Below are 25,929 nucleotides of genomic sequence, written 5' to 3'. Positions count from 1 at the left end.
GAATGATGAAAAACCCACTGAAAAGTGGGTTTTTTTATGCCTATAATCATTTTTATTTGTTTCGAAGAACCTAAACTAAAAACGAAAGCACACTAAAACAGGAACTTATTTATTATGCTACACACGCCAATTACCGCATTTTACGCTGGACTACTGGGGATCACTTTCGTGTATCTTTCAATATTAGTTGTTAGAGGTCGCCGAGCGGGGAAAATCAGCCTGGGAGATGGAGGAGACAGCCATTTCTTAGGCGTGATACGTGCCCATGGAAACTTTGCAGAGTATGTTCCGTTAACACTCGTATTGATGTTGGTCGCAGAAATTAACGCGTCTTATCCTATTGTGCTGCACATTGCTGGCCTCGCTTTACTCGTAGGCCGTATATTACACGCTTATGGCCTTAAACATCATTCAGGGGCTAGTTGGCAACGTGTTTCAGGCATGATATTAACCTTTGTAGCTTTGATTGGACTATCAGTGCAGAACATCGATTATCTCTATTAGCACTTTCTTATAGGTACCCGTATAGGGGCATTATTCAATCAATACAAGGCAAAAAAAACGGCGCTCAATAAGCGCCGTTTTGATTCACAGGGAACACACATCAAATTTTATAAGTTAACTCGCGGGTTTGCTTTCACCCTCAATCAACTTCTCAGTATGACTACCAATTTGAATCGTGCGTGGCTTCTTCGCTTCGGGTACCACACGCTCTAGATTAACGTGGAGTAGGCCATTTTCCATTTTGGCGTCGAGCACATTTACGTGATCGCCCAACTGGAATTTGCGTTCAAAGTTACGCTCTGAAATACCCTTGTGAAGGAATTTTCGCTCTTCGTCTGTTGCTGCGGCTTTATTGCCGGTGACTTTCAAGGTGTTTTCTTGCACCTCAATCGAGACTTCATTTTCTGCGAAACCCGCAACCGCCATGGTGATGCGATATTTATCTTCGGCTATCAACTCAATGTTGTAGGGAGGGTAGCTAGATTGTTTTTCATTACGAGATGCAGTGTCAATCATTGATGCCAAGTGGTCAAAACCAATGAAAGAACGGTATAGTGGAGATAGATCGATATTACGCATTTTGCATATCCTCTTTATAAAGCAATATGAGATTAAAATGTCCCGACTAGCGGCGACGTTATGTTATTAACGCGGTCCTCGCGTAACCCTTAGGGCTTTGCAGTTTCCTGCCAAATTCTTATCCTTTGAATTTGTATCGACCCTTTCGGCGTCGACAAATACTATGTAGGGATAGGCACAACATTTTTCAATTAAAAAATGTAAATTAAATTTCAATTCAAATTTAACCTTTTGATTTTATTGGTTTTATTTTATTGTTGAATATAACAAAAAAGCCCGCTAATAAGCGGGCCATGATTTGTAAAAGTACAATTGAGGGTTATTGCTTAATACCCTCTAGGTTCAGCATCAGCTCAACATGAGTCGAGCTAGGCCCTAAATTTGTCATAATGCCATAATCTGCCATAGCGATGCGTGTGGTGCCTGAGAAGCCTACACGGTAACCGCCCCAAGGATCTTTTCCTTCTCCGATTTTCTCGGCCATGATGATCACAGGCTTAGTGATCCCATGCAGAGATAGGTCCCCGAATATCTTTAAGCGCTCTCCGCCTAAGCTTTCTACCTTGGTGCTCACAAACTTAGCGATTGGATATTTTTTGACGTACAGAAAATCTTCACCGCGCAAGTGTTTGTCACGCTCAGCATGATTTGAGTCAAGACTATCCGTATTGATATTCACAGAGATGGTAGAGGCTTCAGGTTTGGCCGGGTCGTAACTGAACTTACCATCGAAGGTATTGAAACGACCGGTTAGCCAAGAATACCCAAGATGCTGTATTTTAAAGTTAATTGAGGCATGAGCGCCTGCTGTGTCCACCACATAATCTGCGGCAAATGCGTTGCCAGTCAGTAGGGCAAGTAAACTGAATGCTAAAAGTGACTTTCTCATTTTTATTCCTTATGTTTTTTAAAGGTAAGCATTCTTACCAGTGTATTGTCGTTATTAATAAAGTGGTGTTTCAACGCTGCTAGTCCATGCAAGCTTGCTAAGGCGATGAGCGTATAAGCGACATATTCATGAACCATGCCCGATAAGTCTTCTTGATTGGAAAATAATTTACCTAAAGAGGCTACCGAAAACCAGTTGAATACATCAATCCCTCGGTTGTCGGCAGTGGAAATTAAATAGCCGCTCACAAATAAGGTTACTAACAGTATATAGAGCAGGGCGTGAGTGACTCTTGCGGCTAATATTTCCCATGGTTTGCCTAGTGGGTCCGGCTTAGTCTGGGTTACTTTCCATACTATTCGCACAACGGTAAGGCACATAAGCAATATGCCGACACTTTTGTGATAATGGGGGGCATCCGTATACCAAGGGCTGTAATAGCTTAATTCGACCATCCACCAGCCCGCTGCAAACATTCCAATAACCACAACGGCGCTGAGCCAATGAAAAGCGATACTTAACCAACCATAATGCTGAGACGAATTTTTAAGCATTTCAACTACCTAATAAAGAATAGAGATACTATACCCTTCGTATTATTGAATTAGTATGACAATCTTGTAACGCTAAGTATCGATAAATTAGAACGGTTATATCAGACTAGACACCCATTACACTCGAGGGGAAAGAGCGTGGCGCGATGCAGTCGCTATGGTGGCAGGTATTAAAAGTGCACAGATGACTGCGACGTGAGCAATAAACCAAGTGCTAAAAAGTTGAGAAGAGAGAAAAAAGATAAAACAAGATAAAAAAAGATAAAAAGGAAATTACTTGACGGTCGGTAGTATTGATAAACCGACCGTTCAGTTTATAGTAAAACGACTACTTCGCGTGGCGAGCTTTTAGTACTTCGATGACGTCGCTTAATGACAAATCACTTGCTTGTAGCAATACCAGTAGATGGTATAGCAAATCAGCCGATTCATTTTTAAGCTCGTCCAAATCTTTTACCGTAGCCGCTAATGCAGTTTCAACCCCTTCTTCACCCACTTTCTGGGCAATTCGTTTTATCCCTTTGCTGTAAAGGTGGGCGGTATAGCTAGAATCAGGAGATGCGCCCTTGCGTGATGCAATAACCTGCTCCAACTCTGCGATAAAACTGACATCTGGTGCAGCGGCATCAGCCCAGCAGGTTTCGTTACCTAAGTGACACGTTGGGCCATTGGGGTGAGCGAGAGCCAGTACTGAATCTTGATCGCAATCAGCGCTGAGCTGAACGAGATTTAGTGTGTGGCCAGATGTTTCCCCTTTGGTCCAAAGACGCAGCTTTGAGCGGCTGAAAAAGGTAACGTGGCCCGTTTCAAGGGTGTGATGAATGGCATCACTGTTCATATACCCCTGCATTAAAACTTTGCCTGTAGACGCATCTTGCACGATGCAAGGAAGAAGGTTGTCCATTTTCTGCCAAGCCAATTGCTCAACGTTTTGCTTATTGATGATCATGTTTATCTCGTATTCGTATCAATTTAATGTTGTATAACTCGCTCGCGGGCTTTGCTACCGCTTAATCGCGAATAGCCACCTGCTGTTCGCGCAAATAGGCCTTTAACTCGGGTATTGGAATGATGCCTTTATGAAAGACTGACGCCGCTAATGCGCCGTCTACATCAGCCTGCTCAAACACATCTTTAAAGTGGACTTTTTCACCAGCACCACCTGAAGCGATCAACGGAACCGCGCAGTTTTCACGAATGGCGGTCAGTTGCGTAATATCATAACCTTGGCGCACACCGTCTTGATTCATGCAATTAAGTACAATTTCACCTGCACCGTGTTGCTGCACTTCTTTGACCCAATCAGCGGTTTGCCAACGAGTAATTTGCGTGCGGCTTTCGTCCCCTGTGTACTGGTGTACTTGGTACTTTCCTGTTTCTTCATTAAAGTAGCTATCAATACCGACCACCACGCACTGTTGCCCAAACGTATCGTGTAGCTCACGAATAAGGCTAGGGTTAGCAAGAGCAGGGGAGTTAATCGATATTTTATCTGCACCCATTTCAAGAATGCGTCCAGCGTCTTCAACAGACTTGATACCACCGGCAACGCAGAAAGGGATATCGATGACTTGCGCGATGCGAGTTACCCAGCTTTTGTCCACCACGCGTTGATCACTAGAAGCGGTAATATCGTAAAACACCAATTCATCAGCGCCTTGTTGGGCGTATAGCTCCGCCAGAGGAACGATTTCGCCAATGGTTTCATGATTACGAAACTTAACGCCTTTTACCACAAGACCATCACGAACATCTAAACAGGGAATAATGCGCCTAGCGAGCATAGAAAACCTTTTTTAATCAAAATATTTATACGAACAACAGACGCCTACTTTATGCAAGCAGGCGTCCTAATAGGGATTACTTAACGCGCTTCAGCCAACCATGAACATCTGGGGCTTTACCCCATTGAATATCATTTAATGCTTGGCGTAATTTCGCAGTTGTTGGGCCTGCTTCACCGCTACCGACTGTGTATTCTTTATCGTTATGAATAAAGGTGCCCACCGGCGTGAGTACAGCAGCTGTGCCCGAAAGTGCAGCTTCAACGCCAGGCTTAGCCGAGCGCTCAAGAAGCTCACTGACGGTGATGTCGCGCTCACTGATGGTCATGCCTAAGTCAGCCGCAAGGGTCAAAATAGTGCTACGAGTCACTCCATGTAAAAAAGTCGAGTCCAGACCTTTAGTGATGATCTCATTGCCATCAATCAGCAAGAAATTGGCCGCGCCAGTTTCCTGTACGTCGCCATTGGGGCAGAACAAGATTTGATCGGCGTTGTGCTCAACACGCGCTTTAGAAATCGGGCCTAGGGCGCTGGCATAGTTGCCACCGCTTTTAATCATGCCCATGTGCGGCGCACAGCGCATACCGGTTTCATCCAGTAGCAGGCGCAACGCTTTAGCGCCGCCAGTGAAATAATCACCTACTGGTGACAGTAATACGTATAACATCGAGGTCAGTGATGGCACTGCCGCTTTACCGATAGCAGGCTCGGTACCGAAATGTGTCGGGCGAATATACATCGAGCCTGGCGGCAACGGCACATCGTCAGCATATTTGGCCACAATATCCATGATCATTTGCGCGACTTGCGCTTCATCAACTTCAGGTAGCGACAAAAAGCGAGCACTTTGAGCAAAACGCTTTATGTTCTGATCCATACGAAAGACATGCACACTGCCATCTTCGTGTTTAAATGCTTTCAAACCTTCAAAACACGTACTTGAGTAGTGCAAAACATGGGCTGCAGGGTGCAGGCTAATGCTGTCTGAAGAAACTATTTGCGCTTTATTCCACTGATCATTTTCAAATGTAGTCAATGCCATTTCAGGCATAAAAACGGTACCAAATGCTGCCATTACTTTTTCCTAAATACAGGGGATCAGGGGTGACTCTGGTGTGTCCTTGCCATGATCGTTTACGGTTGAAGTTATTCAATTATTTAGTAAGCACGGCTCCAGTGCAATCACTTCGTCCCATACAATTGTTAAGGACTTTGTCTAGCTTGATTGTACCGGCGCTCTCACCGCGTAAAAAGGGGATAAATTAACTTTGCCAACACTCTATCGCTTGTTCGACGGTGAATTTTCCTTCAAGCAAGGCACGGCCAAGAATAACCCCGCTGACATGGGTTGGTTTAAGGACGGCGATATCATCCAAATTGCCAATGCCGCCCGATGCTTGCCATTCAATGGTCGGGAATTTCGCAGCCATTTCGCTATACAATTGATGGTTTGCACCTTGTAATGTGCCATCACGACTGATGTCAGTACATAGCACGTGCTTGGCCCCCACAGACAAAAAGTCTTCTAACAGCGCTTCTAATGACACGCCGGAGTTTTCTTGCCAGCCATGGGTAGCAATAAATTTATTACCTTGCTCGTCAATGTTGATATCAAGGGCGAGTACGATAGCTTCACTGCCATACTTAGTGACCCAACCTTTAACCAGCTCAGGCTCTTTCACCGCAAGTGAACCAATAACGACACGTTTAACGCCTAGCGCTAACAGTTGCGCGACGTCTTGTTCGCTACGAATGCCGCCGCCTGCTTGAAATTGCATGCGGCCAGTGGCCACCATGTCGCCAATCAGTTTTAGTTGGCGTTTGTTGGTGTCTTTCGCGCCAGTTAAATCCACTATGTGTAACCACTTAGCGCCTTGATCGGCATAGTTATTGACTACGTCAATGGGGTCCAGTTCGTATTGGGTTTTTTGCTCATAGTCGCCTTGATACAAACGAACCACAGAGCCTTCAATCAAATCTATTGCGGGTATAATCATAATTTGGTTTATAACTCGATAAAGTTTTTAAGAAGGGCGGCGCCCGCATCACTAGAACGTTCAGGGTGAAATTGCACCCCGAAAAAATTGTCTTTGTGCAGCGCAGCTGAAAACCCCATGCCATAGTCGGTTTGCGCGAGGGTATATTCACTCACAGCAACGGCAAAGCTATGTACAAAGTAAAAGTAACTGCCAGCATCGATGCCTTTGAATAAGGTGTTTTGCTCAACAGGGTTCACGGTGTTCCAGCCCATATGCGGTAAACGTAAATCACCCACCTGCATGCGTTTTACCTCACCGGGGATCATACCTAAACATGGGGTGCTATCCACTAGGCTTTCTTCAGAGCGTTCAACCATGAGTTGCATGCCTAGGCAAATGCCTAATACCGGTTGCGTTAGGCCCTGAATACAGGATTTTAGCTGTTTAACCTCAATGCTGGCCATAGCGGCGTTGGCACTGCCTACGCCGGGCAAAAACACTTTATCGGCTTTTTGAATGACCTGAACATCATCAGACACATCCACTTTTACCCCTAAGCGTTCAACGGCAAATTTTACCGATGAAATATTTGCGCAACCGGTGTTCACAATTACAATGTTCTGTTTGCTGCTAACTAAAGGTGCTGACGTACTCACTATAACGTTCCTTTACTGCTGGGTAGTGCTTCACCGTTTTTTTGAATCGCTTGGCGTAGTGCACGGCCAAACACTTTAAATAAGCTCTCGACTTGGTGATGAGCATTGCCTTCAGAGGTCGACAAATGCAGCGACAAGCCCATGGCTTGTGCAATTGAATAGAAGAAATGCGGCACCATTTCAGTCGCCATTTCGCCCACTGTGTCTCGGCTAAACTCGGCTTCAAATTTAAGGTGAGGGCGGTTTGATATATCTAAAATACACTCAGCGCGGCACTCATCCATCGGCAAAGCAAAGCCAAAGCGACCGATACCACGCTTATCACCTAAGGCTTTTTTCAATGCTTCACCAAGGGCTAGGGCGGTGTCTTCAACACTGTGGTGATCATCAATGTGCAAATCGCCGTCCACCCGTAGGTTCAGCTCAAAGCCACCGTGAGTGGCGATTTGATCAAGCATATGATCGAAAAAGCCAATGCCAGTTTCTATTGTCGATTTGGCCTGTGAGTCTAAATCGACCTTAACATGAATGTCTGTTTCTGAGGTTTTACGCACCACTTCAGCAATACGGCTTGATGCCAATAATTGCTTGGCAATCGCAGGCCAGTCTTTTGCGTCACGATCGTAGCGAATACCAACAATGCCCATGTTCTGGGCTAATTGGATGTCGGTCTCACGATCCCCAATGACAAACGAGCGCGTGAAATCAATTTTGCCTTGTTGAAGATAGTCTTTAACCAAACCTAAATTTGGTTTGCGGCAAGTACAATTATCTTCAGGAAAATGCGGGCATATCAATACGTCATCAAAGACGATCCCTTGACTGGCGAAAATATCCATCATTTTATTGTGCGGCAAGTCGAAATCGGCTTGAGGGAAGCTATCAGTACCCAAGCCATCTTGGTTTGACACCATGACTAAGCGAAATCCTGCATTTTGTAGTTGGGTTAACACCGGCATCACCATTGGTTCAAAAACCAGTTTTGCTAAGGTGTCTAACTGCTTATCGATAGGTGGCTCTTCAACCAAGGTACCGTCACGGTCGATGAATAAAATGGCTTGCTGACTTAGGCTCACGTTAGGCCTCCTGCGTAGAAGTTTGAAAGGTGAAAAAACGACTGATCTCGCTCAGCAATTGTTTATTCTGTTCTGGGCTGCCCACGGTGATGCGCAAGCAATTATCCAGGTTAACTTGTTTCGATTGATCACGTATTAGGATACCGCTGACAACCAAGTGATTCATCAATGCAGACTTTTGGGGTGTGCGAAAAAGAATAAAGTTGGCTTTGTCGTCACCGACCAGCTCAACGTCTGCAAATTTAGCCAGCGCGCTTTTAAGCAGGGCTTTTTCTTGATTGATCACGGCAACTTGTTGTTCGAGTGTCACCAACCCTTCGCTACTAAGCGCTTGAGCGGCAATTTGCGCCACAGGCTCTGGAATAGGATAGGGCGCAATGACCTTCATTAATGCTTGTATAATAGGCGCTTGGGCCAAAGTGAAACCGCAACGCAAACCGGCTAAAGCGAATGCTTTGGACAGGGTGCGTAAAATAGCGATATTCGGATAATTGCTTAGCTCTGCTGCCCAGCTGTTGTTTTTATCAAACTCGATATAGGCTTCATCAATGACCACGATGGCGCTGTCGGCAAAGTGTTCAATCACCTCTAGTAGCTGGTTTTTGTCAACACTGGTGCCGGTGGGGTTATTTGGCGAGCAAATAAATACCAGATTCACTTTGCCTTTAAAGGCCTTGATGGCATCAACGTTTAATGAAAAGTCATCATTTAACCCAGCGCGTTCAATACCCACATCACAGGTTTCTGCACTGATGGCATACATGCCGTAGGTCGGCGGGCAAATAAGCACGCTGTCTTTGCCTGGTGTACAAAAAGCGCGAATGAGTAATTCAATGCCTTCATCCGCACCTCGGCTAACCAGTAACTGCTCGGGCTGGACACCGGCGTAGGCGGCGTAAGCATCAATAACCGCTGGGGGCTGGCAATCAGGGTAGCGATTAAAACGCTCGGCATCGATAGTAAAGTCATTGGCGAATGGCGATTCGTTCGCGTTTAGCCAGACTTGCTGTTTGTTACCTGCACCTGAGAACAAGCGCCGCGCTGACTCATATGGCTTTAATCCTTTAATGTTGTCGTTTAACAACAAGTCGATAAGGTTATTCACGGGCTCAGCCATTATCTTGCTCCCGTTGATTTGCCAGGGTCTCTAAACGTAAGGCAACGGCTTGCTTGTGGGCATCTAGGCCTTCAGCTTGGGCTAAATCCATGATGGCACTGCCAATGTTTTGTAGGCCACTGGCGCTTAGTTCTTGCACCGTGTAACGGCGAATAAAGTCAGCTAAGCCTAAGCTTGAATAATTACGTGCATAGCCATAGGTGGGTAGCACGTGATTGGTTCCACTGGCGTAATCACCAGCTGATTCCGGCGACCATTGGCCAACGAAAATCGAGCCTGCATTTTTTAGCTTAGGCAAACAGGCGCGCGCGTTTTCAACTTGCACAATCAAATGCTCAGGTGCGTATTGGTTGCTAACATCAATGGCGCTGTCCAATGTATCAGTGAAAATATAGCGGCTGTGAGCCATGGCTTTGCGGGCAATGTCTTGGCGGCTAAGGGTGGCAAGTTGACGTTCAACTTCTCGCTGTGTGGCGCTGATCACGTCTTTTGAGTCACTGACCAAAATCGCTTGCGAGTCAGCGCCGTGTTCCGCTTGAGACAGTAAATCAGACGCGACGAACACAGGATCCGCCTTGCCATCGGCAATCACCAACACTTCTGATGGGCCTGCTGGCATATCAATCGCTGGGCCTGCAGGAATACGACTGACTTGCTGCTTGGCTTCGGTCACAAAACTGTTGCCTGGGCCAAAGATTTTGTCCACTTTGGTAATGGACTTAGTGCCTAAGGCAAGGGCGGCAATCGCTTGCGCTCCGCCCACTAAATACACTTCATTGATATCACATAAGCTGGCGGCGTAACGTATTTCGGCCGGCACCTCACCTTGCTTATTAGGCGGCGTACACAAGACCTTGCGTGGGCAGCCAGCGACTTGTGCGGTCGCACCTAACATCAGCACAGTAGAGATAAGCGGCGCACTGCCGCCAGGAATATACAAACCAACAGAATCTAGCGGGGCATGTTTTAATTCGCACACCACACCCGGCGCCGTTTCCACTTTTACATCACTTGGCTTTTGAGCACTGTGAAAGGCGTGGATATTGGCATATGCCGTATCAATGGCGGTTTTAACGTCATGGCTAATGTCATGCTTGGCGCGAGTCAGTTCACCCGTTGGCAAACTTAGCTCGCCCAGTTCAACGCCATCAAAGCGGCGGGTTAATTCACGTAGTGCGTTATCGCCGTTGTCGGCAACCTGCTGAATAATGTCAGCTACTGCACTGCTGAGCGCCTTGTTGTCCGCCATTGCTGGGCGGCTTAACAATGCCTGTTGTTGGCCTTCGTTTAGGCCCGACCATGTTTGCATTTTCGTTCGTCTCACTGACCAATAAAAGGTATTCGTACTGCTCGCTAACTTGCTCAATTACACAATGGGTAACTGAACCACTAGCCCATCATTTTTTCGATTGGCATCACCAATATAGAGCTACAGCCTAGGGCTTTAAGCTTTTCCATGGTTTCCCAGAAAAGGGTTTCCGAGCTCACCACATGCACAGCCACGGTGTCTTCACTGCCTGCTAATGGCAACACTGTGGGGCTACCAGAGCCTGGCAACAAGCTTTTCACTTGCTCTAGGTAGGTTTTAGGTGCGTGCAACATGATGTATTTGCTTTCTTTGGCCTGCATAACGCCATCGATACGTGGCAAGAAGCGGCTCACAAGTTGTGCTTTGGCTTCTGGTAATTCACCACCACGTTGTATAAGTACTGCTTTGGATTGGAAGATTTCTTCCTCTTCTTGCAATCCGTTTGCTTCAAGGGTTGCGCCGGTTGATACCAAGTCACAGATTGCATCGGCTACGCCTGCTCGCGGAGCCACTTCAACTGAGCCAGTCAACATAACTGCAGACGCATTCACGTTATTTTCTTTAAAGAAACGCTCGAGTAGGAAAGGGTAAGTGGTCGCGACTTTTTTCCCTTCAAGAGATTGAACACCTTGGTAGTTAAACTCGTTTGGTACTGCAATAGATAAGCGGCATCCACCGTAATCTAGGCGGCGCAGAGTTTTAAATTCGAATTTTTTACCTGATGCCTGACGCTCAAGCATTTTTTCTTCTAGCTCGTTTTCACCGATAAAGCCCAAATCAACTACGCCGTCCATGACTAGACCAGGGATGTCGTCATCACGCACACGTAGTAAATCGATAGGTAAGTTGGTCGCGTGAGCAATTAGCAAGCGGTCACGAATTTGCAGTTTAACGCCAATGGCTTTTAATAGCGCAATGCTGTCGTCGCTTAAGCGACCTGATTTTTGAATTGCGATACGTAATCTGTTGCTGTCACTCATAAGTTGCTTGTCCTATTATCATTTGCGTTAATTCATCTTATCGATGCTCACGAATTATATATTTTTCAATGCCTTAAATGAAAAACCCCCGGAAGTTTCCTTCCGAGGGCTAGTTAATCGTTACGCCGCAGGAAGGAATCAATAGACCTTCCAGCACCAACCTGAAAGGTTATGCTATATGATAGTGATGTTTTGCTGGCGTAATTGAGATAAACATTGTAATTCTTGGGCCGTGTTTCGACTGAGGGCGCAAACATTAGCTAATTGGCTTGCTTAATGCAATAGTAAATTTCTAACTTTTTACATCAATGTATTGTAAGAGCATTGAAAGACTGTTGCAAAGGGGATTGCAACAGGTTTTGTCACGTAAAACAGGTATAAGTTACTGCTAAAAAGCATAATTTAAATAACTGGGTCTAGCATCTGTGTGGTTATTTATTAACCTAGTCGATGTACATACAAATCCGGCGGGAACCAAGCGCCACCGCTAGGCTCTAAATGTTATGCTTGGTGCGGTTGATAATTGACGCAATTAATGAGCTGCTCGGTTAGTAACCAGTAAAGAACAGGTACGGCGATAACAATCGCTGCTTTTATTGGCTTTTGGTAGCTACGCTAAAACGGAGAGAACCATGTTGAACGACTTGCTGTTTTCTATTCTGCCTCGTGAGGGGAAGTCACCCATTGCCCGTGATGAACTCAAGGTCAAAAAAATTGATAAAAAGGGTGCTATCAAACAGATAGATGAAGAGGATGAAGCTTACCGACCTGACAAAGACGACCCCAGGGAAAAGAAACGCCAGCGACGCAATGCTACGCGTGACGCCCAAGATCCGCATGACGAACAACATCAGCGTGACGCACAGCTCCAGCACGTCGCCAAAAGCGAGGTGAAATCGCCTGAGCAGGCGCCTAAGGGGCAAGCTGCAAAAAACACAGAGTCTGATGATCCTAAATTTATTGATATAGAGGTATAACAAATGGCCACGGCAACATGTTGGCAGTGCGGCGTGCATCTGAGCAATATCATTACCCCTGTGTCTCGTCGCGAAGAGTGCAGCCAGTGTCATAGTGATATTCATGCTTGTACAATGTGTCAGCATTATGATGTCCACAATCGTACAGGCTGTAATGAAGAGCGTGCCGAGTTTATCGTGGATAAAGAGCGGGCCAACTTCTGTGAATATTATGCTTTGTCTAGCCGCGCTTTTGACGATACAAAACTCATCAAACAACGCCAGGCAAAAGCACAACTTGCAGCGCTGTTTGATGATGAAGAGTGTGACAGTGAGCACCGCGACTATCACGAACAAAAGCGTGATGATGCGGTCAATGTTGCGCAAAACCACACGCAAGCGCCCTTACAATCCCCTCATAGCGAAACACCGGCCCAAGCAGCAGAGCGCAAGTTGCGAGAACTGCTGAATCAATAGAAACGCTAGTCTTGTATGCATAATTTCGCCTTTTTAAAGGGATTATCCAATTCATTTTCTTCGTATTTTGACCTTTCGTTTACATTTTGTTTACCGCTCAATGTTTTAAATATTCATGTAAATTCAATGTCTTAGTTGCTTGTCGCCGCTAGCTTGAGTTAATTAGTACACAACTATTTGACAAATCACAAGCAGTACCTTAACTTATGTCTTATATAAGACATAATATTAGATTTAATTAGCGTCTATTTATTACCCGTAGCTTTTCACCTTAGGAATGAATGTATGTCACTCAGTCAGAGCAAAATGCCCAAAGTCGGATTCGGCCTTTGGAAAATCCCCCAAGATATCTGTGCCGATGCCGTTTATGAGGCCATTAAAGCAGGTTATCGCCATTTAGACAGCGCCTGTGATTACGGCAATGAAGTACAGGTAGGCGAGGGGATTAAGCGCGCCATCGACGAAGGCATCTGTACCCGTGAAGACTTATGGATCACGTCAAAATTATGGAATACGTATCATGCAAAAGAGCATGTGCAACAAGCAATCGAACGTTCTTTGTCAGATTTGCAATTAGACTATTTAGACTTGTATCTGATTCATTTCCCCATAGCTCAGCCGTTTGTCGCCTTTGATGATCGCTACCCACCTGAGTGGATCACAGACCCTAGTGCCGCTAATCCTAAGATGGAATTGGCGCCAGTACCTTTATTTGAAACATGGCACGCCATGGAGTCATTGGTTGAGAAGGGCTTAACCAAGGAAATCGGTGTATGTAACTACAACACAGGTTTGCTCAATGATTTGATGGCTTACGCTAAAATCAAGCCCGCTATGTTGCAAGTTGAGTCGCACCCATATTTGACGCAAGAACGTCTGATGAAATTGGCGAAGCAATACGACATCCAAGTGACTGCGTTCTCACCTCTTGGTGCTTTGTCATACCTTGAGCTTGATATGGCAGGGGCTGCTGAATCTGTTCTAGAGCAAAGTGTGGTCAAAGCAGCAGCACAACGTTTAGGCAAAACCGCAGCGCAAGTAGTGCTTCGTTGGGGCGTGCAGCGCGGCAATGCGATCATTCCAAAAACCTCTAAACCTGAGCGTCTAGTGGAAAACTTAGCCATTTTTGACTTCGAACTGTCGCAGCAAGAAATGGACGATATTAACGCACTTAACAGTAATCGTCGTTTTAACGATCCCGGCCATTTCTGTGAAGAAGCATTCAATACTTTTTATCCAATCTACGATTAGGGTGTAATCATGTCAGTACCAGCGATTAATTATGTTGACGTACCGCATCAACTAAAAAGCGGTGACTCGGTTTTTCCACGTGTTGTTTTAAACGACGGATCAGTCAAGTCTCTAGATGATTGTGCAGCGTGGATTGAGCAAAACAAAGCAGCACTTGAGGCTGAGCTAAAAGAGTCAGGGGCTATTTTGTTCAGAGGTTTTCCTCTTGATTCAGCGGAAACGTTTGACGAGTTTTCTAACGCCTTTGGGTACCCAAATTTCACCTACAAAGAGTCGTTGTCTAACGCTGTGCGCATTAACTTCACTGAGCGGGTATTCACCGCTAATGAAGCGCCTAAGCATGTAGAGATTTTCTTGCATCACGAAATGGCTCAAACGCCTATTTCACCGAGCAAAGTATTTTTCTTTTGTAAAACGGCTGCAGATGAAGGCGGAGCCACGCCAATTTGCCGCTCTGACCTGTTGTTTGCGGCGCTAAAAACGCAGCAACCTGTATTAGCCGCAGACTTCATCAACAAAGGCTTAAAGTACACCACGCACATGCCAAGTGAAAATGACGTTAATTCAGGCCAAGGTCGAAGCTGGAAGAGCACCCTAAGTGTTGAAAGCCAAGCGGAAGCGGAAGCCAAGCTTAAAGAGCTAGGTTATAGCTGGACGTGGACTGAAGATGGCGGTTTGCGTGCCACCACGCCAGTATTGCCTGCTGTGATAAAACTGGATAACGGTAAAGAGGTCTTTTACAACCAGCTTATTGCTGCATTTATGGGCTGGAAAGGCGTACGGGAAAACCCTTCAAGTGCCATTACTTTTGGCGATGGCAGTGCGATCCCAGTAGAAGGACTGCAATTAGCCACAGATTTAGCCAAAGATTACACCTTTGACCTGCCTTGGCAAGACGGTGACGTTGCGTTAGTTGATAACTACATGAGTATGCACGGACGCCGTTCGTACTCAGGTGAGCGCAAGCGTGAAGTGCTTGTTGCCTTGGCGATGAATTAATATCGCTAACGCATCGCCTCGTTAATACATCTTCACAGCCCGCCTTAATTTCAGGTAGCAACACATATGGAAAAAACACATATGGAAAGAATCAAAACATTGCTACCTGGCATTATGGTGGCGACAACTGTGGGCATGGCCGCGCTATTTTTAAGCGACCATTACGGCGCGCCCGCCATGTTATTTGCCTTATTGTTAGGCATCGCCATGTCTTTTTTGCATCAAGGCACCCAATGTAAAACCGGTATCGAATTTACCGCCAGTACTATTTTGCGTATTGGTGTTGCGCTACTTGGTCTGCGTATCGCCTTTGGTGACTTAATTGCATTAGGCTGGAAAACCGGCTTGTTATTGGTCGTGGCTATTATGAGCACAATTTTGCTTGGCATCGTATTAGCAAAAGCATTCGGCTTGCAAAAACGCTTTGGCGTGCTCACTGGCGGCGCAGTAGGGATTTGCGGTGCATCAGCGGCTATGGCTATTTCTGCAGTCTTACCTGACAGCAAAGACAAAGATCGCGACACGCTATTGACGATTATTGGTGTGACTGCACTATCGACTATGGCCATGGTGGTCTATCCGATTATCGCTGGTATGTTAGGGCTTGATGAAACCGCCACCAGTATTTTTCTAGGCGGCACTATTCATGATGTCGCTCAAGTCGTGGGCGCAGGTTACTCAGTGTCAGAACAAACTGGCGTGTTAGCAACACTGACGAAACTGGTACGTGTGGCATTATTGATGCCGGTCGTTGTGTGTATTTTGCTGGTCTTGAGGATGAATTTAGACAAAACTACTCATGCTAAAGCACCTGGTATTCCATTGTTTTTAATCGGTTTTGTTATTTTAATGAGCATCAACAGCATAGTAGCCTTGCCTGAGGCATTGACCAAAATATCTACTGATATCTCACGTTTTGCATTAGTCATCGCCATCGCAGCAATTGGTATGAAGTCCAACTTAAGCCAATTACTGACGGTAGGTTTCAAACCAATTTTATTGCTAATGCTAGAAACGGCATGGATTGCTGGCTTGATATTGGTATGCCTTCCTTATCTTTAAATTTTCTTAATGAGGTGATGTCATGAAACCAACACAGACCAAGCCTGAGTCTGCTTTTTCCTCTGTCGAACATTCGTCGGCAATTTCCAATGTTTCCCATACTAACTCTGATTCAAATACAGTTTCTGCAGGTGCTTCGTCTTTTGAGGCGCACGCAACAACGCCTATTAACAATGCGCATAGCGGTCTGTCCAGACGAAAGTTTCTACTGGGACTCGGCGTCGTTACCGGCGCACAAACCTTACTTGCGCCTTTACTTCCCTCGGGCATGATATCCAGCGCGTTCGCCCAAACCAATAGCCCATCCGCAATCATAGGTAAAAGTGCGGGGCTGGTGGTGCTCAATGACAGGCCAATTAATGCTGAAACCCCTGCCCATATGCTGGATGATAAAATCACCAGCGCCGAAAATATGTTCGTGCGTAACAATGGTATTCCGCCCAATGAAATTGATGTAAGCAATTGGGTACTCACCATAGAAGGTGAATCTGCCAAACAACGCAAACAATATAGTCTCGAGGATCTAAAACAGACATTTACGCATCATAGTTATCAAATAACATTAGAATGTGGCGGTAACGGGCGCGCGGAGTTCAACCCAGGTGCCAAGGGGAACCAGTGGACAACAGGGGCGGTAGCTTGCCCTAAATGGACAGGCGTACGCTTAGCGGATGTGCTCAAAGACGTTGGCATCAAAGACGATGCGGTATATATCGGTTATTACGGCAAAGACACGCACATCAGTGGTGACCCGAGCAAAGAAGCAATATCTCGCGGCGTGCCTATCGATAAAGCCCTTGAACAAGAAAACCTGATTGCTTGGGCGATGAACGATGCTGATATTCCAATTATGAACGGTCATCCACTGCGTTTAGTCATAGGAGGCTGGCCAGCATCCACCTCTGGTAAATGGCTTGAGCGTATTGTGATCCGTGACCAAGTGCATGACGGCGCGAAAATGGCGGCACCTGCTTATCGCGTGCCCTGTGAGCCGGTTGCGCCTGGCAGCAAAGTGGCCGCAGAGGACATGTGTATTATTCATGCCATGCCTGTTAAATCACTTATTACCTTTCCTAAATCAGGAGAAAGCCATAAGCAATCCCAAACCTTTGCGGTGCGCGGGCACGCATGGGCTGGGGATAAAGTGGTCAGCGAGGTGCATATCTCTGTCGACTTTGGCCAAACATGGCAACAAGCCAAGATTGAAAAACCGGTGAATCGCAATGCATGGCAACACTGGCAAAGTGAGCTGAACTTTCCTGCTAAAGGCTATTTTGAGGTCTGGGCTAGGGCCACTGATAGTGATGGAATAAGCCAACCCATGATATTGCCGGGCTGGAACCCGAAAGGATATTTAAACAATGCCTGCCATCGTGTTGCTGTGCAAGTGGTATAACCATGAGCACTTTAAACGGTAGACTAAATGGGCTTAAAAGGCTGATGCTGTTAGGCGTATGCGCGCTGGCAAGTGGATTAACTAGCGCAGCTGATGTAACACCTTCAGCCAGCAAGAACGGCGAAATAGACCCTAGTTCAGGTTTTATCATCAAGCCCGGCTTTGAAATGGTGCGGGCCCATTGTACCGCTTGTCATTCGGCCAAATTGGTGACGCAAAATCACATGAGCCGTGAACGCTGGTTGAGTACTATTCGCTGGATGCAGAAAACCCAAAACCTTTGGCCTTTGCCCCAAGAGGAAAAAATACTCGATTATTTGAGTGCTAACTATGGCGAGCGATCCATGGGGCGACGAGCGCCATTGCCACAGCACTTAATGCCGAAAAAGGTGAAATAGGCTAGTGTAAGTACAAACGAGTTAGCCTAGCCATTGCTAGGCTTTTTTATGCCTTACCTACGTTAGCTCGATAAAAATCTATTCCTCTGGCGTTACCGAGCAAGGTAATTCATAAACCAACTCTTTTACACTGTTCGGGATGCTGCGATAGCCATTATCGATCTTTAACCTTGCAGCCATGGTCTGTTCGAACAACATAAAGTGTCGCAGTAAGCAGGTGTCGAGATCGTCTGTTTCGTCAGACCAAGTTTCCTTTAGAAACGGCGTTAGGGATGCTGCGGCATGGGAATACATTACAATCTGCCACTTTAAATCCCACATGCGAATATGTGCTTCAGGGAAAGCGGTATTGTGAGCGCTTACCAGCCCTTCCACAAAACTTTCAATATCGTCGCTACTGCCAATGAAGTAGTCGAGCAGGGCATCTTCTTGGCGCACGGCATCCGCCATTAACTGAACAGGACGTTTAAATACCAACATATATGCCAGCATACGCTTAGCAAATTCGAACAGCTGCACGTTAGCCGGGACTGTTTTAGACATTTTTTGGTAGACCACAGCCACATACCGAACAATAAATTCATGCAGTTCGTCACTGATTGCGTGCCAGATTTCTTCTTTGCTGCCGAAATGATGACGTATCAGACTATGAGACACCCCGGCTTTATCACTGATGTTTCGCAAAGAAACACGCTCAAATCCGAGCTCACAGAACAATTCAGCCGCGGCTTCTAATATGTCTGATTTGGTTTGCTCTGCATCTTCGGCGCTTCTACGCCCTTGCTTTTTTACGTTCATTTTTACTCTTTCACCCTTTTGCTGGCGGTGTTGTAACAGATATTTACGCTGTTTAAAATTTTTAATGTACCGGTAGGTCAATAAATATTGATTTTAGCAATAAATTAAATATACTGCACGACTGTATAGTATTTTGCTATACGACTGGGCAATAAAGATGAGATAAGTGAAATGCTAAGTAGAAATGTCAGTCGCGTATTAGGCTCGCTAGGAGTTATCTTGCTGGTCAGTGTCGGCGTAACTGGGTGCAACAATGTTAACTCTCAAGAAGTGAGCCGTGTTATTAAGCCAGTAAAGTTGACTATGGTGCCAGACCTTAGCCGTCAGCATGTTGACAGCTTTATCGGTAAACTGGATGCCACAGAGCGTGCGGTGTTGTCATTCAACGTAGCCGGTGAAATTGCATCGGTCATGCCACGCATGGGCAAGCAGGTCAAAAAAGGCGAGTTACTGGCAGCGTTAGACCCAACGGATTACCAACTCGCTTTGGACACTCGCCAAGCAGAGTTTGATTTGGCTGAAACACAGTATTTAAGAGCCAAAGCATTGATCAAAGACACCCTTATTAGTAAAGACGTATTCGATCAAACAGAAACCAATTACAAGGTGGCTAAGGCTCAGCTCGCCCAAGCTAAGACAGACTTAACCTACACTAAAATTATTGCGCCATTTGATGGCACAGTGTCATTAACTAACGCCGAATCTCATCAGGTGGTGGCGGCTAATCAACCAGTGATGAAAGTACTAAACAACACCGTGATGGATGTGGTCTTTACCGTTCCCGTCAGTTTTGTTTCAAACTATGGCGTGCAGGCGATTAGCCAATCGAGCGTATGGGTGACGATGGACTCAGCCCGTGAACAGCAAATACCCGCTCAATTTAAAGAAATTTCCACCCAGCCAAATACTGATACCAATTCTTACACTGCGCGCGTGACGGTGCGCCGCCCTGCTGATGTGACCTTGTTGTCAGGCATGAGTGGCCAAGTACATGTGGCTAACCCAGAGAATAAACGTCAATTCACTTTGCCCAGAACTGCGTGGATCAGCAAAGAAGATGGAAAAGGTCACGTTTGGAAATTCGAGCCAAATGAAAAACGTGTGATGAAAACAGCCGTGCTATTAGATGACAATGGTTTTATTCATAGCGGGTTGCAACAAGGTGATCTCGTGGTTGAAACCGGCATTCACGGTCTTGAAGAGGGTCAGCTTGTTAAGCCGTGGGTAGAAGAGGACGGAATTTGATGAATTGTACAAAATGTAGTTTGGTTTTTATGGGCGCGATCATGCTGCAAGCGTGTTCGCCGAATATAGAACACCGCAGTAAACCGCCTCTTATTTTAGATACCATTACTGTACCCGCACCTATTGAAACCCAATTTCGTGCATTCAATGGTCAGGTTATTGCCCCTGAGCTCACACCGCTATCGTTTCGTCTAGAAGGCGAAATTCTAGATGTATTGGTACAAGAAGGGGATGAGGTCAAAAAAGGTCAAGTATTGGCGATTTTGGATGACAGTAAACGCAAAGAAACGTTGAATGACGCCCAAGCAAAACTTGATTTAGTTGCACGTCAATTAGCACGGGGTAAGGAGCTAAGAGAGAGGGAAATGCTATCTTCCTCGGAACTCGACGAGCTCAAGGCAAACTACAAACTTGCACTAGCGAATGCCAAACTGGCCGAAGTACAACTTGGCTACACCCGCATCAAAGCCCCGGTAGATGGTATTATCTCGCAAGTATCAAAACAAGATTTTGAGCGCACAGCCGCGGGCGAAACGGTCGTCAGTATCTATCAGAGCAAAGATGTATACGTTGAAATTTCAGTGTCTGACACCGTATTGACGCGCTTGAAACCATTATTGAGCGTACCAAATTATCGGCCTGTCGCGCATTTCAATGGCTACGAAGGGAATTACCCACTCGATTACCTTGAGCACACCAGTGAGCTAAACCCTGAATCTCAGACCTATCAATTTTGGCTACGTATGCCTCAAGTTACCCCTAAAATTTTACCCGGTACTAACGTGCGCGTCAGTGTTGACATGATCAAAGCGCAGATGTCGATGCTACATGGCTATGCCTTACCAGTGACCGCGCTTGACGCAGCTAGCGAGCGTGGGCAATTCAAAGTATGGAAAATTCAAGACGGGGCAGTAACAGCATTCCCGGTTGAGGTTAGTCAGGTTAAATCCAACGGTGTAATTGTTACCAGCGGTGTGCGTGAGGGCGATGTGATTGCCAACTCGAATTTAAGAAAATTAAGACAGGGTATGACGATCCCAGGAGCCGTAAAGTGAATATCGCCGAATACTCGATTAAACACAAAGTCATTAGCTGGCTGTTTCTGACGATTTTAACCTTAGGCGGCTTGTCAGCCTTCTACGGCTTAGGCCGTTTGGAAGACCCTGCATTCACGCTAAAAGACGCCTTGATTATTGCGACTTACCCTGGTGCAACACCGCAAGAAGTCGAAGAGGAGCTGACCTATCCACTAGAGCGTGAAATTCGCCAATTACCCTATATCGATACTATTACCTCGATTTCTTCTGCTGGTATGTCTCAACTCAAAGTCAGTATGAAGTCCATATATGGACCCGAAAGCCTGCCGCAAATTTGGGATGAAATGCGTCGTAAGATAAACGATGTTCAGCCAACGCTTCCCGCAGGCGTGAGCTCTTTGCAGATCCTTGATGATTTTGGTGACGTGTTCGGCATTATGATCATGATCACCGGCGACGGATACGACGCAGTTGAACTTAAGCGCTACGCGGATCAACTACGACGGGAATTAGAGTTGGTGCAAGGCGTTGGTAAGGTGGCAATCTCTGGCGATCAAACCGAGCAGCTTTTTGTCGAATTGTCCCTAGAGCGTTTAGCGTCACTTAACTTAGACATGAGCACGGTCACTGGTTTACTTAATCAGCAAAATAGCGTGCAGCAATCTGGCCAAATCATGGTCAATGGTCAGTCGCTTATCATCCGACCTAGTGGCACATTAAGTTCAGTAGAAGAGCTTGAAAACCTCATTATTCATGGCCGAGACACAGGTAACCTTATTCGTTTGAAAGATGTGGCGAAAGTGTCACGGGGCATTGCCGAGCGCCCAAATAATGTGGTGACGTTCAATGGTAGCCAAGCAATAAGCTTAGGAATTTCATTTTCCCCAGGGGTAAATGTGGTTGAAATCGGTAAACATATCGAGCAAGAGTTTGAAGCATTGCAAAGTATTAAACCGGCCGGAGTGGAGCTAGATTATTTCTATAATCAAGCGATAGAGGTTGATAAATCCGTCAGTGATTTTGTGATAAGTCTGGCACAGGCGGTAGGTATTGTGATTGTCGTCCTCTTGTTTGCCATGGGCCTGCGCAGCGGGATCATAATCGGTACCGTGTTGCTGTTAACGGTTTTTGGTACGTTCATGCTTATGAACTACAACGAGATTGAGCTACATCGTATCTCTCTTGGTGCATTGATTATTGCCCTGGGCATGCTGGTGGATAACGCCATCGTCGTTGTTGAAGGTATATTGGTAGGGCTCAAAAAAGGTCGTACCCGATTGCAAGCTTCAAAGGATATCGTCACGCAAACACAGTGGCCTTTGCTTGGGGCTACCGTTATCGCTATAGCTGCATTTGCGCCCATTGGGTTGTCAAAAGATGCCACCGGTGAGTTTATGGGATCGCTGTTTTGGGTATTGTGTTATTCGCTATTTTTAAGCTGGATAACCGCGCTGACCCTAACGCCATTTTTAGCCAATCTACTGCTTAAAGAAAAGCCACAAAGTACTGATGGCAGTCAGAATGACGACGAAGAAGACGATGCTTACAAAGGGGCATTGTTTGTTGTTTTTGGCTCGATGCTGAGATTTGCCCTGCGTTTTCGTTGGACCACGGTCGCATCTATGGTCGTGTTATTAGTGGTGGCTGTGATTGGTTTTGGCAACGTGAAGCAATCGTTCTTTCCTGCTTCTAGCACGCCTATGTTTCATGTTGATGTGTGGATGCCACAAGGGACTGATATTCAGCAAACGATTAAACAGAGCGCTGAGGTAGAAGCGTATTTGGGGTCTTTGGAGCATGTTGATTTTGTTGCCTCCACTGTAGGCCAAGGTATGCAGCGCTTTATGTTGACCTATCAGCCCGAGCAAAGTTACGCGGCGTTTGCGCAAATGACCGTGCGCGTTGACACCCGGGAAAACATGTTTTTACTACTAGATGGTTTGGAAGCTGACTTGAATAAAAACTTTGCGCATCCCACCTTTCGCCTAAGGGTTATGGAATTTGGTCCCACGCCAGGGTCGAAGATCGAAGCAAGGATCACAGGCTCAGATCCAGACATATTACGTTCACTTGCCGTACAAATAGAGGATGAGTTTAATGCCGATCCTGGTGCGCGAAATATTCGTCATGACTGGCGCGAACGTACCAAAGAGCTGGTGCCTCAGTTTAATGAATCGAAAGCACGGCGGTTGGGCATTTCTAAGCAAGACTTATCAAGTACTTTGCAAATGGCATTTGGTGGTAACACCATAGGTATTATTCGTGATGGTACGCATATGTTGCCTGTGATCACACGTTTACCGGAAGAAGAGAGGGTGGATTTTGAATCTTTAGAGAATCTAAATATTTGGAGCCCTACCTTGCAAACATACATACCCATCGAGCAAATTATTGATGGTGTAAAAATGGAGTGGATCGATCCGCTTATTTTACGCCGAGATAGGAAGCGTACCTTAACCGTTATGGCTGATCACGATGTGTTGGGGGATGAAACCGCAGCGTCTTTGTTTGCCCGTCTACGCCCTAAGGTTGAGGAAATAACATTACCTGAAGGCTATGAGTTATCGTGGGGAGGAGAGTACGAGTCCACCAATGATGCTCAAGCGGCGATGTTTTCGTCTTTACCTTTGGGGGCATTGGTGATGTTTATCATTACTGTCTTTTTGTTCAATTCAGTGCGTAAACCGCTGGTCATTTGGTTTACCGTGCCTTTGGCTATCATAGGCGTGTCTATGGGGTTACTGGCCACAGGTTTACCCTTTAGCTTTACTGCCTTGCTTGGCTTACTTAGCCTGAGCGGGATGATTTTGAAAAATGGCATTGTATTGATGGACCAGATAAACATAGAACTTGCCACAGGCAAGGATGCGTATAAGGCGGTGGTGGACAGTGCACTTAGTCGTGTACGACCCGTCAGTATGGCCGCCATGACGACCATTTTAGGCATGGTGCCACTGATGTTTGATCCTTTCTTTGGCTCTATGGCAATTACTATTATGGCGGGTCTGGGCTTTGCGACGGTATTAACCCTTATTGTGGTGCCAGTGTTATTTTCTATATTTTATAAAGTGAAACCCGGTACCGCGTAAATTCATGAGGAAATTTTTTTCACGGCGTTAATAACATCACTTAGCAGCCTGACTAGGCACATTAGGCCCTGCATTTGTAGGGCTTTTTTTTTCTGCGTACAGCGCACCCTAGTTGGCATGTAAGTGATTTAAAATATCGCAGTTCTTTATCTGGCTGTGTTGACAGCTGTCGGCTAATGCTTGCAGGTTTTTTTCCAGTTGTTGCAATTCATATTGGGCAACGCGGATTTGCTCTAATTGCTGGGCAATTAATGCGTCTACCTCTGCACAGGGGGCATTGCCATCACTTTGCACAGCCACCAATCTTTTTATGTCAGCCAGAGGCATGCGCAACTCTTTGCAGCGACGAATAAAATTCAGTGAAGACACATCAGTTTGCTGATAGTAGCGGTAGCCGTTTTCCCCACGTTTTGCCTCGGGTAGCAGCCCAATGTCTTCATAATAGCGGATTGTTTTGGCGCTGACGTTCGTGACTTGCGCTAATTGTTTAATTTGCATGGTTGACCTTCCTGTTACTGGAACCCTTATTCTACGCTTACTAATACGCAATTCAATGGGAGTCATATGAGTGAATGTTGTGGTGTGAACGCCCAAGACAAAGAACAACGAACGTTGCTATGGACTGTACTAGGTCTCAATGGTGCTATGTTCTTCGTAGAATTTATTGCCGGTTGGGTAGGGCAATCAAGTGGCTTAATGGCAGACTCGTTAGACATGTTAGCGGATGCCATGGTGTACATGGTTGGGCTTTACGCTGTAGGTAAGGCCATTGAGTACAAAGCAAAAGCGGCACTGTTCAACGGCAGCCTGCAGCTGGTGTTAGCTGGCTTGATTTTATTTGATGTCATCAGGCGCTTGATATATGGCAGTGCGCCACAAAGCAATATCATGTTGTGGATTTCGCTGTTGGCCTTAGCCGTAAATTTATTTTGCTTCGTGTTACTTTCTCGCTACCGAACGGGTGACATTAACATGCGTGCTAGTTGGATATGCTCGCGCAATGATATGATAGCCAATGTGGGTGTGATTGTGTCTGCTGGGCTGGTGGTGTGGTTAGATTCGTCAATCCCGGATTTAGTCATAGGGACCATCATTGCTTTAGTGATTGTTCAATCTTCATGGAAGATTGTCGCTGAGGCGAGGGGTTTAATAGCCGCAGCGCCGCAAGATCATCATTGTTCGCTGAAATCTGATGAGATGGTAAACAAGCAAGAGACTAAAGACCAAGCGCCGAGTAAGCCTAAGTCTTCCTGTTGTCACTAGTAAGCAGCGTAGAATGACTAGCGCTAGTCAGCAGTAATAACTTCACAGATGCAGTATCAAAAAAACAGCAATAAAAAAGCGACGGCAAGTTCGTCGCTTTCATTCGCTTTTAGGGTAAAAGCCTGAATATATTAATCGTGATTTGCGCGAATATGGCCCTGACTCGAGTCAGTCCAATGACCTTCAGACAGTGACAATATAACAGCATCCACTTCATTAAGAAGCTCAACTGATTCAGCGGTAAAACAACCACCTATCACCACCAAGCTTTGATCTTCAAGCTCACCTAGTTTGGTCAGTGCTTTTTGTACTAAACTGCTTTTCACCATGTTTTTACGATCGTGGGGGAAAGTGATTAACGTGCAAGAGTCTTCAAGATGTGACTCACAACCTAAGGCTAACTTTCGGTATTCGGTTGGTACGCGTTCTTTTACTAAGTAAGATTCTAAATGCTTTTGAATGTGAAATTTCATAATTAACTAATAGATTATCAATAAAAAGTAACAATATGGCTCGCCATATCAATTTACG

The 25,929-nt window shown here is 45.8% G+C and carries 27 protein-coding genes and 1 other annotated feature; of the genes, 12 read left to right on the top strand and 15 right to left on the bottom strand.

Annotation, left to right across the window (positions count from 1 at the left end; translation table 11 throughout):
* The first annotated feature begins 114 nt into the window (after positions 1–114).
* Positions 115–504: an MAPEG family protein gene (locus tag AC0VYA_RS14610; RefSeq protein ID WP_475488773.1), complete on the top strand. Its 390-nt coding sequence runs from the start codon at positions 115–117 to the stop codon at positions 502–504.
* Positions 505–618: 114 nt separating this feature from the next.
* On the opposite strand, the gene AC0VYA_RS14605 is transcribed toward AC0VYA_RS14610, so the two are convergent.
* The 12 genes from AC0VYA_RS14605 to hisG all read right to left on the bottom strand — a co-directional run bounded on the left by AC0VYA_RS14605 (position 619) and on the right by hisG (position 11,427).
* Positions 619–1,083, bottom strand: a complete 465-nt coding sequence (locus AC0VYA_RS14605) for an Hsp20 family protein (RefSeq protein ID WP_011575656.1) — start codon at positions 1,081–1,083, stop codon at positions 619–621.
* Between the two features lie 319 nt (positions 1,084–1,402).
* Positions 1,403–1,972 carry a YceI family protein gene (locus tag AC0VYA_RS14600; RefSeq protein WP_475488772.1) on the bottom strand — a complete coding sequence of 190 codons (570 nt, stop codon included), beginning with the start codon at positions 1,970–1,972 and terminating at the stop codon, positions 1,403–1,405.
* 2 nt (positions 1,973–1,974) lie between these two features.
* Positions 1,975–2,526, bottom strand: coding sequence for a cytochrome b (locus tag AC0VYA_RS14595; RefSeq protein WP_011575654.1), 552 nt, complete (start codon positions 2,524–2,526; stop codon positions 1,975–1,977).
* Positions 2,527–2,854: 328 nt separating this feature from the next.
* Positions 2,855–3,475 (bottom strand): bifunctional phosphoribosyl-AMP cyclohydrolase/phosphoribosyl-ATP diphosphatase HisIE, encoded by a 621-nt coding sequence (hisIE, locus tag AC0VYA_RS14590; protein WP_475488771.1) that lies wholly within the window; start codon positions 3,473–3,475, stop codon positions 2,855–2,857.
* Positions 3,476–3,536: 61 nt separating this feature from the next.
* Entirely contained in the window at positions 3,537–4,310 is a 774-nt protein-coding gene (gene hisF / locus AC0VYA_RS14585; RefSeq protein ID WP_011575652.1) for an imidazole glycerol phosphate synthase subunit HisF, read from the bottom strand.
* Positions 4,311–4,386: 76 nt separating this feature from the next.
* On the bottom strand, positions 4,387–5,385 hold the full coding sequence (locus AC0VYA_RS14580) for a branched-chain amino acid aminotransferase (RefSeq protein ID WP_011575651.1): 999 nt from the start codon (positions 5,383–5,385) through the stop codon (positions 4,387–4,389).
* A 187-nt stretch (positions 5,386–5,572) separates the two neighbouring features.
* Positions 5,573–6,307, bottom strand: coding sequence for a 1-(5-phosphoribosyl)-5-[(5-phosphoribosylamino)methylideneamino]imidazole-4-carboxamide isomerase (hisA, locus tag AC0VYA_RS14575; RefSeq protein WP_473474966.1), 735 nt, complete (start codon positions 6,305–6,307; stop codon positions 5,573–5,575).
* A gap of 8 nt (positions 6,308–6,315) precedes the next feature.
* Positions 6,316–6,945, bottom strand: a complete 630-nt coding sequence (hisH, locus tag AC0VYA_RS14570; protein WP_475488770.1) for an imidazole glycerol phosphate synthase subunit HisH — start codon at positions 6,943–6,945, stop codon at positions 6,316–6,318.
* Positions 6,945–8,021, bottom strand: a complete 1,077-nt coding sequence (gene hisB, locus AC0VYA_RS14565; protein ID WP_473474962.1) for a bifunctional histidinol-phosphatase/imidazoleglycerol-phosphate dehydratase HisB — start codon at positions 8,019–8,021, stop codon at positions 6,945–6,947. The genes hisH and hisB overlap by 1 nt, the downstream gene beginning before the upstream one ends.
* Before the next feature lies 1 nt (position 8,022).
* Positions 8,023–9,138: a histidinol-phosphate transaminase gene (gene hisC, locus AC0VYA_RS14560; RefSeq protein WP_475488769.1), complete on the bottom strand. Its 1,116-nt coding sequence runs from the start codon at positions 9,136–9,138 to the stop codon at positions 8,023–8,025.
* Positions 9,131–10,447, bottom strand: coding sequence for a histidinol dehydrogenase (hisD, locus tag AC0VYA_RS14555; protein WP_475488768.1), 1,317 nt, complete (start codon positions 10,445–10,447; stop codon positions 9,131–9,133). The genes hisC and hisD overlap by 8 nt, the downstream gene beginning before the upstream one ends.
* Before the next feature lie 80 nt (positions 10,448–10,527).
* On the bottom strand, positions 10,528–11,427 hold the full coding sequence (gene hisG, locus AC0VYA_RS14550) for an ATP phosphoribosyltransferase (protein WP_011575645.1): 900 nt from the start codon (positions 11,425–11,427) through the stop codon (positions 10,528–10,530).
* A gap of 80 nt (positions 11,428–11,507) precedes the next feature.
* Positions 11,508–11,621: a sequence feature (His leader region), on the bottom strand.
* A 438-nt stretch (positions 11,622–12,059) separates the two neighbouring features.
* Between hisG and AC0VYA_RS14545 the strand changes: the two genes are divergently transcribed.
* The 7 genes from AC0VYA_RS14545 to AC0VYA_RS14515 all read left to right on the top strand — a co-directional run bounded on the left by AC0VYA_RS14545 (position 12,060) and on the right by AC0VYA_RS14515 (position 17,966).
* Positions 12,060–12,404: a hypothetical protein gene (locus AC0VYA_RS14545; protein WP_475488767.1), complete on the top strand. Its 345-nt coding sequence runs from the start codon at positions 12,060–12,062 to the stop codon at positions 12,402–12,404.
* Between the two features lie 3 nt (positions 12,405–12,407).
* Positions 12,408–12,860, top strand: coding sequence for a hypothetical protein (locus AC0VYA_RS14540; protein WP_475488766.1), 453 nt, complete (start codon positions 12,408–12,410; stop codon positions 12,858–12,860).
* A 285-nt stretch (positions 12,861–13,145) separates the two neighbouring features.
* Positions 13,146–14,111 carry an aldo/keto reductase gene (locus AC0VYA_RS14535; protein ID WP_475488765.1) on the top strand — a complete coding sequence of 322 codons (966 nt, stop codon included), beginning with the start codon at positions 13,146–13,148 and terminating at the stop codon, positions 14,109–14,111.
* A 9-nt stretch (positions 14,112–14,120) separates the two neighbouring features.
* A complete protein-coding gene (locus AC0VYA_RS14530; RefSeq protein WP_475488764.1) occupies positions 14,121–15,110 on the top strand; it encodes a TauD/TfdA family dioxygenase in 990 nt (329 codons plus the stop codon).
* Positions 15,111–15,191: 81 nt separating this feature from the next.
* Positions 15,192–16,172: a YeiH family protein gene (locus AC0VYA_RS14525; RefSeq protein ID WP_475488763.1), complete on the top strand. Its 981-nt coding sequence runs from the start codon at positions 15,192–15,194 to the stop codon at positions 16,170–16,172.
* A gap of 22 nt (positions 16,173–16,194) precedes the next feature.
* A complete protein-coding gene (locus tag AC0VYA_RS14520) occupies positions 16,195–17,568 on the top strand; it encodes a sulfite oxidase (protein WP_475488762.1) in 1,374 nt (457 codons plus the stop codon).
* Positions 17,569–17,570: 2 nt separating this feature from the next.
* A complete protein-coding gene (locus AC0VYA_RS14515; RefSeq protein WP_475488761.1) occupies positions 17,571–17,966 on the top strand; it encodes a hypothetical protein in 396 nt (131 codons plus the stop codon).
* Positions 17,967–18,044: 78 nt separating this feature from the next.
* Here the strand turns inward: AC0VYA_RS14515 and AC0VYA_RS14510 are convergent, their stop codons facing one another.
* On the bottom strand, positions 18,045–18,764 hold the full coding sequence (locus tag AC0VYA_RS14510) for a TetR/AcrR family transcriptional regulator (RefSeq protein ID WP_475488760.1): 720 nt from the start codon (positions 18,762–18,764) through the stop codon (positions 18,045–18,047).
* A gap of 171 nt (positions 18,765–18,935) precedes the next feature.
* Here AC0VYA_RS14510 and AC0VYA_RS14505 point away from each other — a divergent pair, with 171 nt between their 5' ends.
* The 3 genes from AC0VYA_RS14505 to AC0VYA_RS14495 are packed head-to-tail and all read left to right on the top strand — an operon-like array spanning position 18,936 to position 24,135.
* The gene (locus AC0VYA_RS14505; protein ID WP_011575636.1) at positions 18,936–20,009 is read left to right on the top strand and encodes an efflux RND transporter periplasmic adaptor subunit; all 1,074 of its coding nucleotides are present in this window, start codon (positions 18,936–18,938) and stop codon (positions 20,007–20,009) included.
* Positions 20,009–21,064, top strand: coding sequence for an efflux RND transporter periplasmic adaptor subunit (locus tag AC0VYA_RS14500; protein ID WP_011575635.1), 1,056 nt, complete (start codon positions 20,009–20,011; stop codon positions 21,062–21,064). The genes AC0VYA_RS14505 and AC0VYA_RS14500 overlap by 1 nt, the downstream gene beginning before the upstream one ends.
* Positions 21,061–24,135, top strand: coding sequence for an efflux RND transporter permease subunit (locus AC0VYA_RS14495; RefSeq protein ID WP_475488759.1), 3,075 nt, complete (start codon positions 21,061–21,063; stop codon positions 24,133–24,135). The genes AC0VYA_RS14500 and AC0VYA_RS14495 overlap by 4 nt, the downstream gene beginning before the upstream one ends.
* Before the next feature lie 108 nt (positions 24,136–24,243).
* Here AC0VYA_RS14495 and AC0VYA_RS14490 read toward each other — a convergent pair whose 3' ends face one another.
* Positions 24,244–24,633 (bottom strand): MerR family transcriptional regulator, encoded by a 390-nt coding sequence (locus AC0VYA_RS14490; RefSeq protein ID WP_473474939.1) that lies wholly within the window; start codon positions 24,631–24,633, stop codon positions 24,244–24,246.
* A 66-nt stretch (positions 24,634–24,699) separates the two neighbouring features.
* Here AC0VYA_RS14490 and AC0VYA_RS14485 point away from each other — a divergent pair, with 66 nt between their 5' ends.
* Positions 24,700–25,398: a cation diffusion facilitator family transporter gene (locus AC0VYA_RS14485; RefSeq protein ID WP_011575632.1), complete on the top strand. Its 699-nt coding sequence runs from the start codon at positions 24,700–24,702 to the stop codon at positions 25,396–25,398.
* A 131-nt stretch (positions 25,399–25,529) separates the two neighbouring features.
* Here the strand turns inward: AC0VYA_RS14485 and AC0VYA_RS14480 are convergent, their stop codons facing one another.
* Positions 25,530–25,871 carry a hypothetical protein gene (locus AC0VYA_RS14480; protein WP_011575631.1) on the bottom strand — a complete coding sequence of 114 codons (342 nt, stop codon included), beginning with the start codon at positions 25,869–25,871 and terminating at the stop codon, positions 25,530–25,532.
* Between the last annotated feature and the right edge of the window lie 58 nt (positions 25,872–25,929).

This window comes from Paraglaciecola sp. QJM3NY_14 (genome assembly GCF_056173245.1).
This window is presented reverse-complemented; position numbering and strand designations above follow the sequence as displayed.

Coding starts and splice junctions, on each gene's coding strand:
- AC0VYA_RS14610 (WP_475488773.1), top strand. CDS start 115: ATGCTACACACGCCAATTACCGCATTTTACGCTGGACTACTGGGGATC.
- AC0VYA_RS14605 (WP_011575656.1), bottom strand. CDS start 1,083: ATGCGTAATATCGATCTATCTCCACTATACCGTTCTTTCATTGGTTTT.
- AC0VYA_RS14600 (WP_475488772.1), bottom strand. CDS start 1,972: ATGAGAAAGTCACTTTTAGCATTCAGTTTACTTGCCCTACTGACTGGC.
- AC0VYA_RS14595 (WP_011575654.1), bottom strand. CDS start 2,526: ATGCTTAAAAATTCGTCTCAGCATTATGGTTGGTTAAGTATCGCTTTT.
- hisIE (WP_475488771.1), bottom strand. CDS start 3,475: ATGATCATCAATAAGCAAAACGTTGAGCAATTGGCTTGGCAGAAAATG.
- hisF (WP_011575652.1), bottom strand. CDS start 4,310: ATGCTCGCTAGGCGCATTATTCCCTGTTTAGATGTTCGTGATGGTCTT.
- AC0VYA_RS14580 (WP_011575651.1), bottom strand. CDS start 5,385: ATGGCAGCATTTGGTACCGTTTTTATGCCTGAAATGGCATTGACTACA.
- hisA (WP_473474966.1), bottom strand. CDS start 6,307: ATGATTATACCCGCAATAGATTTGATTGAAGGCTCTGTGGTTCGTTTG.
- hisC (WP_475488769.1), bottom strand. CDS start 9,138: ATGGCTGAGCCCGTGAATAACCTTATCGACTTGTTGTTAAACGACAAC.
- hisD (WP_475488768.1), bottom strand. CDS start 10,447: ATGCAAACATGGTCGGGCCTAAACGAAGGCCAACAACAGGCATTGTTA.
- hisG (WP_011575645.1), bottom strand. CDS start 11,427: ATGAGTGACAGCAACAGATTACGTATCGCAATTCAAAAATCAGGTCGC.
- AC0VYA_RS14545 (WP_475488767.1), top strand. CDS start 12,060: ATGTTGAACGACTTGCTGTTTTCTATTCTGCCTCGTGAGGGGAAGTCA.
- AC0VYA_RS14540 (WP_475488766.1), top strand. CDS start 12,408: ATGGCCACGGCAACATGTTGGCAGTGCGGCGTGCATCTGAGCAATATC.
- AC0VYA_RS14535 (WP_475488765.1), top strand. CDS start 13,146: ATGTCACTCAGTCAGAGCAAAATGCCCAAAGTCGGATTCGGCCTTTGG.
- AC0VYA_RS14530 (WP_475488764.1), top strand. CDS start 14,121: ATGTCAGTACCAGCGATTAATTATGTTGACGTACCGCATCAACTAAAA.
- AC0VYA_RS14525 (WP_475488763.1), top strand. CDS start 15,192: ATGGAAAGAATCAAAACATTGCTACCTGGCATTATGGTGGCGACAACT.
- AC0VYA_RS14520 (WP_475488762.1), top strand. CDS start 16,195: ATGAAACCAACACAGACCAAGCCTGAGTCTGCTTTTTCCTCTGTCGAA.
- AC0VYA_RS14515 (WP_475488761.1), top strand. CDS start 17,571: ATGAGCACTTTAAACGGTAGACTAAATGGGCTTAAAAGGCTGATGCTG.
- AC0VYA_RS14510 (WP_475488760.1), bottom strand. CDS start 18,764: ATGAACGTAAAAAAGCAAGGGCGTAGAAGCGCCGAAGATGCAGAGCAA.
- AC0VYA_RS14505 (WP_011575636.1), top strand. CDS start 18,936: ATGCTAAGTAGAAATGTCAGTCGCGTATTAGGCTCGCTAGGAGTTATC.
- AC0VYA_RS14500 (WP_011575635.1), top strand. CDS start 20,009: ATGAATTGTACAAAATGTAGTTTGGTTTTTATGGGCGCGATCATGCTG.
- AC0VYA_RS14490 (WP_473474939.1), bottom strand. CDS start 24,633: ATGCAAATTAAACAATTAGCGCAAGTCACGAACGTCAGCGCCAAAACA.
- AC0VYA_RS14485 (WP_011575632.1), top strand. CDS start 24,700: ATGAGTGAATGTTGTGGTGTGAACGCCCAAGACAAAGAACAACGAACG.
- AC0VYA_RS14480 (WP_011575631.1), bottom strand. CDS start 25,871: ATGAAATTTCACATTCAAAAGCATTTAGAATCTTACTTAGTAAAAGAA.